General features: G+C 36.8%; 20 protein-coding genes and 1 pseudogene. 7 read left to right on the forward strand and 14 right to left on the reverse strand.

The annotated features are described in order from the left end of the window. The 5 genes and pseudogenes from O9H85_RS13260 to O9H85_RS13280 all read left to right on the forward strand — a co-directional run. A partial coding sequence (locus O9H85_RS13260) for an IS3 family transposase (protein ID WP_269881892.1) occupies nt 1-371 on the forward strand: 371 nt, incomplete at its 5' end. 247 nt (nt 372-618) lie between these two features. Further along, nucleotides 619-1328 (forward strand): annotated as a pseudogene (locus O9H85_RS13265) (IS6 family transposase). A gap of 353 nt (nt 1329-1681) precedes the next feature. Further along, the gene (locus tag O9H85_RS13270) at nt 1682-1927 is read left to right on the forward strand and encodes an AbrB/MazE/SpoVT family DNA-binding domain-containing protein (protein ID WP_269881894.1); all 246 of its coding nucleotides are present in this window, start codon (nt 1682-1684) and stop codon (nt 1925-1927) included. 173 nt (nt 1928-2100) lie between these two features. Beyond that, complete coding sequence (locus O9H85_RS13275) at nt 2101-2304, forward strand: hypothetical protein (protein WP_269881896.1); 204 nt, start codon at nt 2101-2103, stop codon at nt 2302-2304. A 292-nt stretch (nt 2305-2596) separates the two neighbouring features. After that, nucleotides 2597-3076: a DinB family protein gene (locus O9H85_RS13280; protein WP_269881897.1), complete on the forward strand. Its 480-nt coding sequence runs from the start codon at nt 2597-2599 to the stop codon at nt 3074-3076. Between the two features lie 213 nt (nt 3077-3289). Here the strand turns inward: O9H85_RS13280 and O9H85_RS13285 are convergent, their stop codons facing one another. The 3 genes from O9H85_RS13285 to O9H85_RS13295 form a co-directional block, all read right to left on the reverse strand. Then, a complete protein-coding gene (locus O9H85_RS13285) occupies nt 3290-4147 on the reverse strand; it encodes a hypothetical protein (RefSeq protein WP_269881898.1) in 858 nt (285 codons plus the stop codon). Between the two features lie 199 nt (nt 4148-4346). Continuing rightward, nucleotides 4347-4562, reverse strand: a complete 216-nt coding sequence (locus O9H85_RS13290; protein ID WP_269881899.1) for a hypothetical protein — start codon at nt 4560-4562, stop codon at nt 4347-4349. Nucleotides 4563-4686: 124 nt separating this feature from the next. Then, complete coding sequence (locus tag O9H85_RS13295) at nt 4687-5223, reverse strand: DUF6199 family natural product biosynthesis protein (protein WP_269881901.1); 537 nt, start codon at nt 5221-5223, stop codon at nt 4687-4689. Nucleotides 5224-5457: 234 nt separating this feature from the next. Here O9H85_RS13295 and O9H85_RS13300 point away from each other — a divergent pair, with 234 nt between their 5' ends. After that, a complete protein-coding gene (locus O9H85_RS13300) occupies nt 5458-6228 on the forward strand; it encodes an SIMPL domain-containing protein (RefSeq protein ID WP_269881902.1) in 771 nt (256 codons plus the stop codon). Between the two features lie 967 nt (nt 6229-7195). On the opposite strand, the gene O9H85_RS13305 is transcribed toward O9H85_RS13300, so the two are convergent. The 11 genes from O9H85_RS13305 to O9H85_RS13350 form a co-directional block, all read right to left on the reverse strand. Then, nucleotides 7196-7576 carry a hypothetical protein gene (locus O9H85_RS13305; protein WP_269881903.1) on the reverse strand — a complete coding sequence of 127 codons (381 nt, stop codon included), beginning with the start codon at nt 7574-7576 and terminating at the stop codon, nt 7196-7198. Nucleotides 7577-7760: 184 nt separating this feature from the next. Beyond that, nucleotides 7761-8087: a hypothetical protein gene (locus O9H85_RS13310; protein ID WP_269881904.1), complete on the reverse strand. Its 327-nt coding sequence runs from the start codon at nt 8085-8087 to the stop codon at nt 7761-7763. A 109-nt stretch (nt 8088-8196) separates the two neighbouring features. Further along, nucleotides 8197-9252, reverse strand: a complete 1056-nt coding sequence (locus O9H85_RS13315; protein WP_269881905.1) for a toprim domain-containing protein — start codon at nt 9250-9252, stop codon at nt 8197-8199. Nucleotides 9253-9547: 295 nt separating this feature from the next. Then, nucleotides 9548-10324, reverse strand: a complete 777-nt coding sequence (locus tag O9H85_RS13320) for a hypothetical protein (protein WP_269881906.1) — start codon at nt 10322-10324, stop codon at nt 9548-9550. Between the two features lie 108 nt (nt 10325-10432). Beyond that, nucleotides 10433-11143 carry an IS6 family transposase gene (locus tag O9H85_RS13325; RefSeq protein WP_269881907.1) on the reverse strand — a complete coding sequence of 237 codons (711 nt, stop codon included), beginning with the start codon at nt 11141-11143 and terminating at the stop codon, nt 10433-10435. A gap of 1026 nt (nt 11144-12169) precedes the next feature. After that, a complete protein-coding gene (locus tag O9H85_RS13330) occupies nt 12170-12367 on the reverse strand; it encodes a hypothetical protein (RefSeq protein WP_269881908.1) in 198 nt (65 codons plus the stop codon). 261 nt (nt 12368-12628) lie between these two features. Further along, nucleotides 12629-12826 (reverse strand): DUF7695 domain-containing protein, encoded by a 198-nt coding sequence (locus O9H85_RS38215; protein WP_457920780.1) that lies wholly within the window; start codon nt 12824-12826, stop codon nt 12629-12631. Between the two features lie 217 nt (nt 12827-13043). Continuing rightward, nucleotides 13044-13400 (reverse strand): hypothetical protein, encoded by a 357-nt coding sequence (locus tag O9H85_RS13335; RefSeq protein WP_269881909.1) that lies wholly within the window; start codon nt 13398-13400, stop codon nt 13044-13046. A 40-nt stretch (nt 13401-13440) separates the two neighbouring features. After that, nucleotides 13441-14862 (reverse strand): TniQ family protein, encoded by a 1422-nt coding sequence (locus O9H85_RS13340; protein ID WP_269881910.1) that lies wholly within the window; start codon nt 14860-14862, stop codon nt 13441-13443. Between the two features lie 27 nt (nt 14863-14889). Continuing rightward, entirely contained in the window at nt 14890-15231 is a 342-nt protein-coding gene (locus O9H85_RS13345) for a hypothetical protein (RefSeq protein WP_269881911.1), read from the reverse strand. A 123-nt stretch (nt 15232-15354) separates the two neighbouring features. Next, nucleotides 15355-15678, reverse strand: coding sequence for a Mu transposase C-terminal domain-containing protein (locus tag O9H85_RS13350; RefSeq protein WP_269881912.1), 324 nt, complete (start codon nt 15676-15678; stop codon nt 15355-15357). Nucleotides 15679-15828: 150 nt separating this feature from the next. Between O9H85_RS13350 and O9H85_RS13355 the strand changes: the two genes are divergently transcribed. Continuing rightward, nucleotides 15829-16170 carry a helix-turn-helix domain-containing protein gene (locus O9H85_RS13355; protein WP_269881913.1) on the forward strand — a complete coding sequence of 114 codons (342 nt, stop codon included), beginning with the start codon at nt 15829-15831 and terminating at the stop codon, nt 16168-16170. Nucleotides 16171-16217: the final 47 nt, after the last annotated feature.

Here is a 16217-nt window from a genome sequence, read left to right on the forward strand (position 1 = left end):
CGAAAGAGCTTGTTCTACAGGCTTTAAAGCAGGCATACGGACGACAGCATCCAGAACAGGGGTTGATACATCACTCGGACCGCGGTAGCCAATACGCCTCCTTAGATTATCAAAAGCAGCTCCAAATTTACGAGATGATTGGCAGCATGAGCCGTAAAGGGAACTGCTACGATAACGCCTGTATTGAGTCGTTTCACAGTGTCCTGAAGAAGGAATTGATTTACCTTAATAAGTATGAGACGCGAGAAGAAGCGAAGAAGAGCATCTTTGAGTACATCGAGGTGTTCTATAATAATCAGCGCATCCATTCTTCTATTGATTACAATACGCCATCTGATTACGAACATATGTACCTGATTCAGGCGGCTTAATATATAAATCTGTGTCTACTGTCTTGACAGAAGTCCAATGTACTTCAATTTGTCTAAGTCGCAGATCAAAATTGATACAGGTACATCAACATCCTTATTGTATTTTTTATGCAATCTTCAAAAAAATCTCGATTATGTACACGCGTTAACGAGTCATGAGTCATCCTATAGTTCAACTGGTTATGGTGCAAAGCTCTAATACATGATAACATGATTGAAAATGAATTCATGGGATGGAGCAATCACGTTGGAAACGGAATTAGATTTGTTTAAATGGAAGCAGTACGAATCAGAGGTTATCTTGCTAACAGTAAGATGGTATTTAAAATATAGCCTAAGTTATCGTGATCTAGTGGAGATGATGGAAGAACGAGGACTACATATGGCTCATACAACCATCATGCGATGGGTTCATGAATTTGGGCCGGAATTAGACAAGCGAATTCGTCCCTATTTGAAGCCGACCAATGATTCCTATAGGACAGATGAGACCTATATTAAAATCAAAAGACAATGGAATATCTTTATAGAGCAGTGGATTCAAAGGGAAATACGATTGATTTCATGTTGTCTGAAAACCGAGATGCTCCCGCAGCCAAACGATTTTTCAAGAAAGCGTTGAATTCACCACACAATCAATCGCCGCGCGTGATCACCGTCGATAAAAACCCCGCTTACCCTATCGCAGTCCAACATTTGAAAGACGAGAAAGCTATGAATCAAGAAACAGTACTACGACAACAAAAATATCTAAACAATATTATTGAACAAGACCATCGATTCCTAAAGAAAGTCATTAAACCAATGCTGGGATTCAAGACTTTCGGTACTGCAGAGAAAACAATTGCCGGGATAGAAGTCATGCATATGATAAAGAAAGGGCAGGTCGAATGCCATCATTCGTCTGTCCTTTCTGCAGTTGAATTAATCAATAAAATGTTTGGTTTGATAGCATAGTCAAACAACAATAGGTGACTATCTTTGATCAGTTTTAATCGTTGCACCAAAACCCTGTGTATGATGGAAATCGGATGATAGATTATGGTGGGCCTATTGAAAAGCATAACGAGGAATGTGTCTATATAAATGGTGGTTGTTTCATAAAACAAAAATTTCAATTTAAAGTCCGATAATATATCGGGCTTTCTTTACTTCTTTTTCGATATCAGATAACATTGTTCTCACCCATGGAATATATTTATCATCAATTATACCGAACGTATATTCCTATTTCAATGCCATCGAAGAGGAATGGACAACTACTCCAAAACGTTTGAAATGTATAATTTAAATTGGTAAGGAGTGACATTATGGTACAGAATTCAACAGGTGTTGTTAGAAATTTAGATGCTTTAGGTAGAGTAGTTATTCCTAAAGAAATACGACATAACTTTAGCATTGAAAATAATGATCCGGTCGAAATGTATATAGATGGGGAGAAAATCGCGGTAAAAAAATACGCCCCCGGTTGTATTTTCTGTGGTTCACTTGAAGCACTCATTACATTTCATAATAAACTCGTGTGTAAATCATGTGCTAATGAAGCACAGAAATAATAATTTAAAATTTATTCACGGTTTATTTCCTTTTGCAATTCGCTAAGCGGTTCGTTAGGATCAATTTTAGTTGTCCAAGGAGGACATAATGAAACAGTCACGCAAGAAACGATTCATTCGTTGGCTGCTACGTCTATTTGGAATCCATAACAAAAAAACTGGAGGGAAAATTAATGAGCGATGAGCTAGAGATGATTTACAATTCATGTGTTGTCAAAATTGAAACTTTTCTTCAGCAGATGGAAGAGTGGCCAGAGGACAGCAATGAATTTCATTACGCAAAAGGTATTGTGGATGAAGCAAGCTCAATAAAATTATTTATTGAAAATGTTGAAGGATTTAATATGAATCAATTTAGTTCGCAAGCAGAGGTATGACTAACAACGAAGCTTAACTCTTATTACTAAATAAATCACTCCTTTTGACTAGATACTTTAGCAGGATCTTATCTATGGAGTTGTTTATTTGAGAATTTTATCAGATCCGTTGTAGTTGCTCGATGCTGTTGATTTTGTCTCTAATCTTATCCATCGTTTCCCAAAGTTCTGACAATGTGTTATCTTTCAGCGGAACAGTTCTATTTCATGGAAGTGGAAAATTTGCATACCAGCAGCTTCTTTAGTTACAATTTAGAAGTAAGCAAAAAATCTAATTTGGAGGTTCATACCATTGAGCTCTCACGCCATAATCAACACAGTTAATGTTGCACGTCTTATGACAATTGGAAAAGTTGAATCCGTCAGCGAAGAATTTTTTGATGTACAACCCCCGCAGTTCAATAACACCATTAGATGGAATTTAGGTCATCTAATCGCAGTTATGGATTCACTAGTGTTCAAACGCATTAGTCAATCGTCAAAGCTTCCTGAAGGATTTGTAGACCTTTTTAAAGGCGGTACAAAGCCTTCTGATTGGACGACTACTCCTCCTTCAAAAGATGAACTTATAACTCTGTTGAAGCAGCAATCTAACGACTTAAACGAAACCTTTGCCAATAGAGCAGAAGAAAAGTTAGAAAATCCATTCCAAATTCGTGACTTTAAGCTTGAAACGGTTGGCGATGTGATCGGCTTTGCCATTGTACACGAAATGATGCATACAACCACCATTTCGGATTTGTTAAAGGTCATCAACTATCAGAATAATTAGCTAATCAAAAGCGGTCAGTTGGAAAATCACTGATCGCTTTTCGTTTTTTTTGTGGCGATTTGCATGAAACTTCTCTTATATAAAGGTTTATGGTGCTATAACACCCGTTGAGCAATAATAACCCAACAGCTTGATTATGCCGTATTTTTCAATTTCTTCTAATTAAAACAAAAAACCCCGACAACGAGGTCAGGGCATACACAATTAACAAATTTATTGAGTAATAGGTACAAACCCGTAGGGTGTTAAAATTCCAACAGTCAAGGCGTTCCGAGGAATTGTTTGTCCAGTCGGTGCCAAGAAAAGATTCCAAGTACCGTCCATCCATGATGATGACCAAGACCCTGGTATTGAGTTTATTTTAAAACTTATTTTTGATGAGGTGTTCTCCAATAATGTAATTCCCTGCTCCTGATCCGAAGGAGATTCAGAGAATCCAAAGCCTACTGAACCCATAAAAATGGGCAAGGGCAGATAAGGATCACTTATCTTTGACCATTGAAAGTTCTGGTACAATCCACTTGGATTCTCAACGGGAGTAAGCGTTGGTAAATTAGATCCGGTAATCGTAATGACGGTGCCGACTTGCATTCTTGAATCAGTAGAGCTAGTAATATTGGTCACCGCAGGATTATCTGCAACAGTGGTAAACGAGAATGAATAAGAAGCATTTCCAGAATTGTTATTTACATTATTCAAATCTGCTTTTGTCACTAAATTGACTGTGTAAATTGTCGATGGATTCAGCTTATCATGAGACACTGTAATTGTATTTGTGTCAAAGCTGGTTTGTATATTTCTTACCGTTTGACCATCGCTATCGGTAAGCGTGACTTGATAAGAACCATTTACAAACTGTTGGCGAAAACGATTAAATGTGGGTGAGTTTGAATCTAAAGTGATTGTAAATGGCGCATCTACTTTCACATCTGTTGATGGAGTACTCACTACTGGAAGCTGGTGTTGCGCCTGTGAGACGGTACTGCTTGAAGAATTTGGAGCCGCAAAAACAGTCATAGGTGTTAGAGCAAGTGTAAGAGCGATAATGGAAGATGAAACAGCTTTTTTCAAACAAATTTCCCCTTTCTAAAATTTTCCACGCTATAATAAACACAAAACAAGTATATCATAACGATCCAAGATATGCATCAAAAGTCACAAATATGAATGATAAATATTTCTAAACATGTGTCTTTAGTCACGATTTCTAGTCTTTCATTTCCCAAAGAACATTTCTAAATTCCCCTATTGTCCTGCTCTATTACATAACTCAGAACCATTTCATTACCCTTAAAAAGATAGATTCTCTCACAATTAGTGCATCGCCAACATCAAATTGTGGCTCTGCATCGTAAATGTCAAAACCATCTTTAACCTTCTCCTGTATATCTTCCCATTCTCTATCTGTAAATACAATTAGCTGTATGTCATTGGGACAAATTGAATTAGAAAGAATTTTGCCACAATCACACTTAAATATAGCCAAAGCATAACCCCCTTCTAATTCAATAAAATTGCTCTTTTAAGGCAATTTGCTTTGTTCTTCAGCTTTCTGTTCCTTCTTGCAAAAGCCTTGTTTGATTCTCCTTTGCCCAATCCCAAAGACCCTTCTACTCTTTCCAGATTAATTCAATACCTCCTACTGGCTTATCGGCTAATAATTTTCCGTTAGAGCTGTTGTTCCCAATCTCTTCGATTTGGACATGGTAAGGTTTTAATAATTTCTTCCAGTCGTGTTCGGAAGTCATGGCAGCAACACTTTTTAGATAAGACTCAACGACCTCTTTAAGATGTACAGCAGTCATTTTGCTGCTATCTATTCCAATCCCTATTTTAAATAAACCATTTTGAGGGTCACTAGCAAATCCAGTTAAAGTGATTCCTTGTTCTGCTTGAAGTTGGCTCAAATTTTTCGAGAAACCGTTGTTAATTTCTTTTGTCGAAATTTCCTTATGTCCCGTTCCTGCAATAATAATTGCAATGGCAACTATACAGGCAATTCCCCCTCCAAAACGATGCATAATCAAATATGCATCAGATGGTTCAGCATTACGAATCTTCCAGCCAATACTAGCAAACCATGCTGCCCGAGGAGCAAACAAGTTGAACAATCCAATAAGCACTAAAAATATTGCTAGAGTCTCCAACACACTCACCACTTTCCTTATAATCCCATTTCGATTATTATACCATCAAATGTAAAGAGGAAAAGCTACCTAATTTTCCGGTAGCCCCACTCCATGTTCCTCAATGATTTTCAGTTTAACATTTGATAAACATAACATTTTGTAGTCACAGCCCCATTTTCATTCAACATTGCAACATTTCAATTCTTCATTACGTCTCTAGAGGTAAATATAAGCAAAGGAGAGGATTTGTTTATGAAGCTTAGTGCAAAGAATTGGCTTTTAGGAGGATTAACCGCCGTAGCATTAGTGACAATCTCGGCTTACACATTTCCCAATGCCTCCAAACCAAGTGCGGTATACGCGGCTAATCAAACTAGCGCTGCCGAAAAACATGCTATAACGGTTAATGGCGTGGGTGAACTCATGGTAACTCCAGATGTTGCTTATGTAACTATGGGAATCGTCACTAAGGCGGATAGTGCCAATAGTGCTCAAACCCAAAATGCTCAAAACTTCGCTAATCTTGAAAAAGTACTTTACGACAATTATAAGCTGGAAAAACAAGATGTGAAGACAATCGGATTTCAAGTTCAACCTGTCTATTCATACGCAGATAAAGAACCCAAAATCACGGGGTATAGAGCAACTCAAACTGTTCAAGTGACTTATAGGAGTTTGGATAAAATAGGTGAATTATTGGATGCGGCTTCCGGTGCGGGAGTAAATCAAATCAGTGGGGTACAGTTTGATACGGAGAAACGTCAGGACTATGAAATTCAAGCGATCGACAAAGCTATGAGTAACGCTGAAAGTAAAGCTAAAGCGATTGCCAAAGATGCCGGTAAGGAGTTAAAGGGCGTAATTAATGTAAGCCAATTAGGGAATTCAAGCGTTCCTGTTCGTATTGATAACGTGGGAGCCATTGCTATGGAACAAGCTGATGTTTCTAACGCAACAACGTCTATTTCGCCTGGACAGCTGAAGATCACTACAAACGTAACTGTACAATATGATTTTCAATAAGTTAATTTAACAAAAAAAGACCACACCATTTCTTTATGATGGTGTGGTCTTAGGTTTGTGCTGAGAAGGTAAATTGAGAAATTTTTTTGTCTATTCGGTCTACCCTTTCGAGGGAGTGACTAAATTGGTACGGCAAGCAAGAAGATTAAATTCAGGTCAAAAAGTCGAAAAAAACTTTTCAAGTAGCTGAATTCCACCTGAATGGGGCCTTTTTATTTAAATAATCTAATAAGTAACAATCTTACCTCCCTAGCTTCTGCTGGAGGTTTTTTTGTTTCAAAGAAAAGTCAAATAGAATAACCATAATAAAATACTTTTTGTCGGAAGGAATCCTGTAGGCCTTTAATAATACACCGTCAGATACCTTGCACATTTTAGTAGGTATTTATGACTAATTTTAACGAATATTAAACGTATTTCGACAATATTTTTAATCATAAAATGTTATTATGTCGTTAACAACAGAAATATGTCATTCAATATGGCTTGATAATACGTTCTCGGTTATGAGTAATTATTTATTTAAGCGAAAATGAAGGAATCAGTGGACGTTGATACGTTACCGGTTTAAAAAATTCTTTTTAGAGGAGTGGATTATTATGTTCATCGTTTTATTAATTGCTATGCTTACCCTCATCCTTATTGCTTACCGAGCTAAGAAAAATTACTTAAGAGAGATTCAGGAATCTAAGTACATGGAAGAAATGATGGAAAAGTTAAATATTCCTACAGTGAAAAGAAAGTACATAAGAGACTTAAATAAACGGAGAATCAAAGTCCACATCCGCAAAGAACTGAACTCAAATTAATACTCAATACTGATTAGCCTCGTATACACATCCCTCTCCATTAATTGACTAGAATCCTTTATGAAAAGTTAGTCATTCTTTGTGAATCACATGTTAATATATAGAATACATGTAATAAACCGACCATCTAAATGACGGTCGGCTTGTAAACGAATCAATTAGAACGGTTTCCGATAAACTTTAATGATCCGCACGCCACTTCGGATAAGTTTTTGTGCCGTTACTAAATTAATTCTGACCAATACCGAAACATCAGTCGAGTTTTCCACGTCGAATACCTTGAAAATCCGACCATTTGCGAATAATACACCTTTTAATTCAACTTTCTTTTTCGGAGAAGGCTTCGGATCAGAAGTAGCAAAAATGGTACGCATTACTCCTGCACGAAGAAGCGCTGCCGCTTGTTGCGCGGTCGTCCGCACGCCAAATACTGGATCAATTTCAACTCCAGTTGTTTTCGCTTCGACCTCGACAATCAGAAAAAAACGGTTGCGAATCTTTGCGATACTGTTCGCTCCGATGGTTATTGGTTGCGCCATGTTCATCACCCCCTTCGTACTAAAGTACGGGGGATGTCATTTATTGGTCAGTAATAAACACCTAATGTAACGATGATTTGTTTCGTCTCGAATATAATTCCGGATGAACTGGTCTCTCTTACCACTTCATTCAAAAACAATCACCATCATTTCATCCTAGTTCCAACAAATTTGTTTCTGCCTACTAACGCCGCACCAACCGGCTCCCTTGTTGTCTTCGGATAGTCTCTTTCCCACCCTCGTTAAACAATGGATACAATTTTTCTTGTTTAATTTTATCAATTAGGCTTTGTGTATCTTTTAACTGCTGATTTAATTGCTCAAACAAGTTTTCAATAGGTTTCTTACGCTTGATATCCTTCTTCTTTTCTTCTCTCAAAAATTTTCTTTGCAGATACAATCCATTTAACTCTTTCTTGAAAACATGTTCCTGATCTGTATAGAATGCCGATGTACCAACGGACAGGATTCTGATTCGCTTGTTAAGATTAGATTTAATGTTCATCTTCATTTTTCGATTTCTCCTCTTCTTCTCTCTTTATTATCTCTCTATTTTGACCTATCCCACACTGGATACAGGTTATGTGTGAAATCTATTTAAATTAGAATGAATTTGGAGCTTAGAATTGATGTTCATGCTTCTTAATTTTTTCAGGATACCTGCTAAATCTTTGAAAGTAAATCCTGTCCCAATATTCCTTTCCATTATCAACGGGTGAAGCATGTTCGCTCTGAATCTTGTCTACATCATAAATAAATGAAATATTGTTATAGTCGAATCGTTTCATTAGGTTAATAGCCGACTCTTTGTTTTGCGTATCTTTATCGAAGGCTATTACAATCTCGATCTCGTCATTCAGTAAACATTTCAGCATCTCAATTTGAGCGTCAGAAATATCCTTGCCCATCGTTGCGACTGCATTCCTATAGTTCCACTGGTGGGCAAGCATGACCGATTTCTCACTTTCGAACACAATTACGTGATTCATTTCATGAATATGGTTAATGGCTTTATCCAAACCGAATAGTTCAATTGATTTGTTGCAAGGGTATAGGAACGTATATTTGGATACACTGTTCTGCTCGGCATCTTTAGCGATTCTACCCTTAACCCCTACAAGTTCACCATAACAGTTACGTATAGGGATTGTGATTCGTTCTGTTTGAATGTCAAAGCCAATCTCGAACAACTGTTGAGTATTGTAATCAATACCTTCCTTGATAAAATCGATATGCGGATACATCACATATTGATTAAGTATTCGTTCATCCAATACCTTATTAGGCTTGAGTTCAATTTCCTGCTTCTGTTTGGTTAGTGTGATAATTTGATGGCTCATAGAAACATTGTCAAACCAAGCATCATCATTGAATAAATGTTTGCGGACAATATATACACATGCACCGATAACCTTTTTAGCTTCTTGCTTTGTTATAGCGCCATATTTGAGGTATGCTATAAGATTGTAAATGTCACCGCTAATATTTCGGGTCTGTACATTTAAGAGTAGTCTTTCATCGTTGGATACTTGAACACTTGACGTATTGTCTCCATCTGGCAATGCGGCCACCACATTTTTCCCTCTCACTCTGACATTATGGCATCCAAGTAATTCGAGCAATTGTTTAATTTTACCGTCTTCATAGATTTTTCGTTTAATTTCTATATAGTTCATGTTCTCATTCCTTCTTATACTAATATTAGATAATCCAATCATACATATCCCACTTTTTGGGGTTGGAAGAACGCCTTACCTCCTTGCACTGCCAAAGCTCTAAAGTGCACACACCCGCCTACAGCGGCGTGTCGTGCTGCGAACTTGGCTAGTGCTTGGCTTCCAACCCAGTGAAAGGTAGATAGTTTAAATTGATACCTCGAAGAATTTTTTCTTATATATATAGAGTAAATTTTCTTCGACCCCCCACTAAAACCCTTATAAATCAAAGATTTTGATACTCGAAGAATTTCAATTAGGCTAAAATTTCTACGTCTCCAATTTCTTCGAGGGGTGCTAAAGAGTAAAAGTTATTCTTTTGACCGTTGACAGGGTTAACTTCTTCATTTATCCTTATTCCAATTTCCTTGCACAATTGGTGAATAATTCTAACTTTATTTTTCCCCACTGTCTTAATATCTTCATCAGAATTGTTGTTCTCTTGAATAATTTTGTTTATCCAATCTCTAAAACCTGTCTTGCTTTTACCAGCAACAATTTCACTTGCGGTATACTTCTCTTTCTCGCCATTTTTTATAAATTGTGCGGCCTCTTCGAGATATTTTCTTGCTTTATTAGTGAAGCTCTGAACATCAAAAACTTTTTCATAATAAACTTTATCAATTCCAAAGTGTGAAGCAAGACGTTCGACCCATCCTTTTTTGTGAGTATAGATGATAATGTAACATTTATTATTCTGATTCAGGTTTCTAATGTTCATGCGATGAATGATCTGCGAGAAGTCAGCTATAACCAATGATTCATATAATTTCTGTACACTCGGATTATTAAACCAAGTTAGGTCATCATAGCTTTGCTTTCCTGTTTTAGTACCGTCTTCATTTTGGTCGAATGATGATTTAGTACTTATATCCGTTTTAACCCCAAACATAGCAATTGCATGTAATTTATAATGTGTCGGAAACCTGAACGGTAATCCATACATCCATAGTGCGGGATATGTATCTAGTGCATTAGTGCCAACGGCATTCATGAGCGATAAACTATAAAATTCTTCTTCATCCGTTTTCAAGCTCGTATATTCCTTATAGATGGAATAATCAAATACTTTTTCCTTATAGAATTGGTTTTGGTGCAACGATTAAAACTGTTCAAAGATAGTCACCATATTGTTGTTTGACTATGCTATCAAACCAAACATTTTATTGATTAATTCAACTGCAGAAAGGACAGACGAATGATGGCATTCGACCTGCCCTTTTTTTATCATATGCATGACTTCTATCCCGGCAATTGTTTTCTCTGCAGTACCGAAAGTCTTGAATCCCAGCATTGGTTTAATGACTTTCTTTAGGAATCGATGGTCTTGTTCAATAATATTGTTTAAATATTTTTGTTGTCGTAGTACTGTTTCTTGATTCATAGCTTTCTCGTCTTTCAAATGTTGGACTGCGATAGGGTAAGCTGGGTTTTTATCGACGGTGATCACGCGCGGCGATTGATTGTGTGGTGAATTCAACGCTTTCTTGAAAAATCGTTTGGCTGCGGGAGCATCTCGGTTTTCAGACAACATGAAATCAATCGTATTTCCCTTTGAATCCACTGCTCTATAAAGATATTTCCATTGTCCTTTGATTTTAATATAGGTCTCATCCGTCCTATAGGAATCATTGGTCGGCTTCAAATAGGGACGAATTCGCTTGTCTAATTCCGGCCCAAATTCATGAACCCATCGCATGATGGTTGTATGAGCCATATGTAGTCCTCGTTCTTCCATCATCTCCACTAGATCACGATAACTTAGGCTATATTTTAAATACCATCTTACTGTTAGCAAGATAACCTCTGATTCGTACTGCTTCCATTTAAACAAATCTAATTCCGTTTCCAACGTAATTGCTCCATCCCATGAATTCATTTTCAATCATGTTATCATGTATTAGAGCTTTGCACCATAACCGTCACTACTGATACCTATCTTATTCATCATCTGTTTGCAGCATCTGCCTATGAAACGCTGATTGCCATAGACAACTCGAAAGCCAATCCGTTTTTGGGAAATGCTTATCTCACCTACAACCACCGGGGATCAGTTTCTTTCATTCAGCGGTCCGTCGACAACGGAATCTCGTTCTTTCGCCGGGATTGTGTATGTAGGGTGGATTACGCTGGACCCGGTGTCTGCATTTAAGTTGCGCCGTTCACTTGACGGGGGAGCGACATTCCAACCGGAGGTTGTTGTCTCGAGCTTTACGGTCGTGCCATCTCCCCTGCCCATACCGAATTATGCTTTTCGCGTCCTGACCTTCCCGAATGTCGTAAGGTCGGCTACAGCAACCAATGGGACGGTTTACGCTGTATGGCAAGACAACCGGCTTGGCTAGCGGATATTTTATGTCCAGATCCTTGGACGAAGGAGTGACATTGACTGCGCCCATGAAGGTTATGGACAGTCCCGCGGGCACACAAAATTTTTTCCCGGCCATTGACGTGTCATGCGTCTCCTTGGCCATGTCGACCGACAACAAGATGAGAGGTGGTAATTCGTTCAATCCGTTGATTTTGTCCATGTGATGGATTAAACTTCATAGTAAGAGCACCTCCTTGATGGTGTTGGTTCTCAAACCCGTCGACAAACCCATCATACCGAGGCGCTCCTTTTTTTACAAAGCCCGTTTCTTAGGACTAACAGGACTGTTTAGCCAAACCAACCCAAGCTCCCCCTCATAATAGTCTGGAACAAAAACCAATAGAGAACTTATCCATATACTCCATACACTTCTCATAAGGGGAATATTTATTTTCTCTTGCATCTGGCTTCATTAACCGATCAGGCACAGGCCATACAACCCAATGATTTGATTTTATCATGTTAGATGTCAAACGAAAAAAGCCTAGAAGGGCTTCTTCCTAAATGTCATTCCTCTTTGTTTCGAAACTCGGGGTACGCTTCTTTTAACTCAACAATGGATCCAAACTTTTCGGTTTCGAATACGAGCTTGGCTGGAGCCTTTTCAGTTTTATTTTTAATGATATGGCCGTAATATTGGCCGTTTTTTCCAAATACAAACATGGTCTTATCTGGTTCGTTAACCAACACGTATCTTTCAATCATTGTTAGAGCCCTCCTAACAAGTTTCCTTGATTTGAACCAATTATAACATTTGAAAACATAGGTTCGTGATCACCTTAAGGTAAAATTCCGGTATCTTCCTGATTTCCTTAACAGGATTTAAAAATGTGCCTCTAGAAAGAAAACATAAAAAGGTTTTCCACATGAATTGATAAGTTCTCACCTTGCAGTATACCTAAAAAGAAGATAGGGACCTCTACTTATCTCGTTACCACAAACCAAATGTGAAGTACTGGATTTTATTTATTCTGATTTCCATTCTGATAGCTCTTCGTACCATCTTGCTGGATTACCATGAGGATAAGTTCTTTTTAGATAATCTTTACCGCCATCTACAGAAACTTCCCCACAACTGCATTTTTGGTAATCGTGGGTTGACTTTGATTCTATAGTGTCATTACACGATAAGCAGCGAATGACATTTTTGATTATTTTTCTCAAGTTATCCCCTACCTAATATAATACTCACATTTGAATTATAACTTAACGATCTAAATGATTTCATTATTTTCCTCAAATTAAACTTTATCTTCGTAACACTCTAGTCTGATGTTCACCCTAGCGATTACCAGGCCAAAGCAGAAAGCCAAATAATAACGACTACCTTTTGCCCGCCTGCTATTACGAATTAGGTAAGTTTAACGAAACTTTTATCCAGTTAGCTCAGCCATATACCTCCCAATTCTTCAACTTTCCATTCTAACTGCTTTATATATTCCAATATTTGGGACTGAGTCTTCTTTGTAATATATCCCAGTACCCCTTCATTCTCCATATTCAATACCTTTTCGAAAAAAGTACTTTTCTTACTTATAATTTTACAACGAGAGTTTCTAAACGACAGAAGAGTCTCTAAGAATAGCTCCCAGTTTTCTAACCTATTATGTAAAAGCATTAGCTTATAATAATGATTGCAATTATTAGTAAACGGAAAGTCAAAGTATTTCTTATTATACTCAATTGATGCTCTCAGAATATTTATCTTATTCTCAACCACTCGAATTAGCTCGTCCATAATAACACCATCCTTATTAACAGAATTTGAAAAAGCAGCGTTAATAGTTAAGAGGTATGGAAAACTGATTATTCATGCAATCTTTTTTTCTATTATCAATTAATTCAGCTACCTCCTGGATATCAAAAGTGATATCGTTAAATGAAGAATTAGGTCTTCTACTCGCAGGTGTCAATTTTCCCTCCAATATCAATCCAATCAATGAGATTACACTTAGGCCAAGTCCTGGATATCTCATAAGAATTTCCCGAATTGTGATTCTTTGCGTATGTTCAACGATAATTGCACCCCGGCATCTCACAATAAGATCAAGCAAAGATTCGATCTTTACATATCTTTTCCCTTGATGAATCATTGGCTCTAAATAGCCAACATTTACAAGCTTTCGAACATATAAGCGATCCAATCCCAACATCAACGATGCTTCAATAAGAGTGATGCGGTTGTTTTTATGTTTAGTTTCATTAAAAGATTGCTGCCTTATTATTGGCGAGTTGCTTACTTCTTCATCTACTTCAATATGTCTTGACGAAATTACTCTCAATACTCTGCGTCGATTACCTTTTGTCAATTGTTCTATCCAAAATTGCTGGTAGGCTTCATTAATTTCAGAAAAATCATTCTGCATGAGAAGTTGTTCAAATTGTGTTTTTTTCCAAAATTTTTGTGTACCCTTTTCGCGGGAAATGAAATCTTCTAGAACAGATTTAAAGTTAATTGGAAAGTTTGTATACATCCAATTCACCATAGCAATCTTCTCTATCAAAAGAGCCCCACTTGATAGTGACTCTTTCTTAGTTCTCTCCACTACTTGTTTGACATTTATTAAATGACTCTTCATTCCATCGACTAGATATAAACTTGCAAAAATTAATTGTATGCCATTACTCAACGACAAATTGGAAAATGACGTAGTTTGTGATGGATTCATAATCAACTCGAGTAGTTTTCTTTGGCTTTCAATTACAGTGTTATTCCTTACATTACATATTGGAACATCGCACAGGTCATGCCCACATTCACATGTGCTTTTTATTAAGTCTTTATAATTCACCTTTTTTCCACAAAAGCAACTATTTAATAATTGAATCCGATGTTCTAAGCAGATGTCGATTACTTCAAAGTTCCATGCCAATCTATGATGTGGTGTATTTCTAAGACAAGCCGGACAATACTTTAGGCCTCTTTTGTATAGAATCTTATGGAAAATCGCTTTATCATGAATCTCTCTTTCCAGTGTATTCAAACTTAGAGAAGTCAGAGTTTCACAGTCTAAACCGGTATAAGAAGAGATTCTTTCGATAACTTGATGAGACAATAAACTAATGTCTAGACCACGCGGAATCCCAAACAATTTGAAGAGGACCCCCATATGTTTGTAATGATTCACAAATGCTGATCGATATAAATATCCTAATAAACTCTCACCTGAAAGTGTATACGGTTGTATTAATAATGCCAATTTCAATTCCACCTTTTACTTCATGTTTCATATAACCTTTTGTGATAGACGTTTGATGCGAGTTTTCCGTTTTCGTCTTTCCAACAATCTCCAAATAGTCTGATAATAAAGGTTTAATTGTTGAGAATCCAGACTTTGAAAGTCGTCAAAAGTAACTTTATACGCCGGTATCATACCAATGTCTTCATACACAATAAAAATGGAATCCAAGCACGATGGATCATAATAAACATTAATTTGCTTCGTATCTTTTACCTCTTGCATAAACCATTTTTCCCTAACAGCAATTGCACAGGTGTAATACGAATCTTGAAATAAAATACCATTAATTGTTATCAATGCTGTATCAGCGATTAGAATCTTGCTCATTCTATTAACCTCCTATTTTAATTTCTTACTATCATTTTTACGATACGTGATAAAGATAACCTGATATACTTTCATGACATTGGATAAAAGGGCGAATTAATAGACTTCTAGAGTTTTCATTGCTCATTTTTTCCAACTTCTTCTCTTACGATTTTTTAACTGATCTTTAAGTATATGTATCATCACTTGATAATTTTCAGTATTTTCTTGGTCCGCGACTCCATTATTAGAAATACGGTATGCTATTGTTAAACTTCCATCATTCAACAATACAAGAATGTAATCATCGTCATAGTTATCAAAGTATATTGAAATATTTCTTAAATCTTTACCATACCACTGCTCACGAATAGCAATGCTGCAAGAATAAATAAATCCCTTAAAAAGAATCCCCTTTTCCGTTACCTCGGCTTGCTCTAATGGAAATTGATCATATAATTTTTCCACGATACTACACCTCCTAGTAATCTATTATCTCTATTATGACCAATCGCTAGAGTATACATACATATATATAGTATTTATAATTAAATACTATTTTTCTACCGTGTTTATCTGAGTATTGGTTGACTACACTCTTAATTAGAGGTGTAGTTTATGTCTGATTCAGTGTTGAAATTAATAGGTAAACGGATACGGGATTTGCGAAAAGAAAGAGGTCTGTCTCAGGAGCAATTAGGTGAGTTAGCTAATCTAAACTATACCTATATTGGGGGAGTCGAACGAGCGGAGACCAATATATCTGTCCTTAATCTTTCAAAAATTGCACAGGCCTTGAATGTCGGGGTTTATGAATTATTTTCTTATACAAGGCTAAGCAATCAAACAAAAGGCAAGTCAAATGAAATGGATCAGATAATAGACCTTCTCCTATCGATAAGTCCAAGAGAAGTGAAAAAAGCAAGAAACATTTTAATGGAAGTTTTCGATAAAAATTAACGGCGGCCCTAAGAGGCCGCCGTTTGATTTCTAAATCATTTTTATTT

Origin of the sequence: Paenibacillus gyeongsangnamensis, assembly GCF_027533625.1 — a bacterium.
GTDB lineage: Bacteria > Bacillota > Bacilli > Paenibacillales > NBRC-103111 > Paenibacillus_G > Paenibacillus_G gyeongsangnamensis.

Excerpts from the sequence above, each read along its gene's own strand:
- O9H85_RS13270 (WP_269881894.1), top strand. The coding sequence starts at position 1,682 with ATGGTACAGAATTCAACAGGTGTTGTTAGAAATTTAGATGCTTTAGGT.
- O9H85_RS13275 (WP_269881896.1), top strand. The coding sequence starts at position 2,101 with ATGAGCGATGAGCTAGAGATGATTTACAATTCATGTGTTGTCAAAATT.
- O9H85_RS13300 (WP_269881902.1), top strand. The coding sequence starts at position 5,458 with ATGAAGCTTAGTGCAAAGAATTGGCTTTTAGGAGGATTAACCGCCGTA.
- O9H85_RS13305 (WP_269881903.1), bottom strand. The coding sequence starts at position 7,576 with ATGGCGCAACCAATAACCATCGGAGCGAACAGTATCGCAAAGATTCGC.
- O9H85_RS13310 (WP_269881904.1), bottom strand. The coding sequence starts at position 8,087 with ATGAAGATGAACATTAAATCTAATCTTAACAAGCGAATCAGAATCCTG.
- O9H85_RS13315 (WP_269881905.1), bottom strand. The coding sequence starts at position 9,252 with ATGAACTATATAGAAATTAAACGAAAAATCTATGAAGACGGTAAAATT.
- O9H85_RS13330 (WP_269881908.1), bottom strand. The coding sequence starts at position 12,367 with ATGATTGAAAGATACGTGTTGGTTAACGAACCAGATAAGACCATGTTT.
- O9H85_RS13335 (WP_269881909.1), bottom strand. The coding sequence starts at position 13,400 with ATGGACGAGCTAATTCGAGTGGTTGAGAATAAGATAAATATTCTGAGA.
- O9H85_RS13345 (WP_269881911.1), bottom strand. The coding sequence starts at position 15,231 with ATGAGCAAGATTCTAATCGCTGATACAGCATTGATAACAATTAATGGT.
- O9H85_RS13355 (WP_269881913.1), top strand. The coding sequence starts at position 15,829 with ATGTCTGATTCAGTGTTGAAATTAATAGGTAAACGGATACGGGATTTG.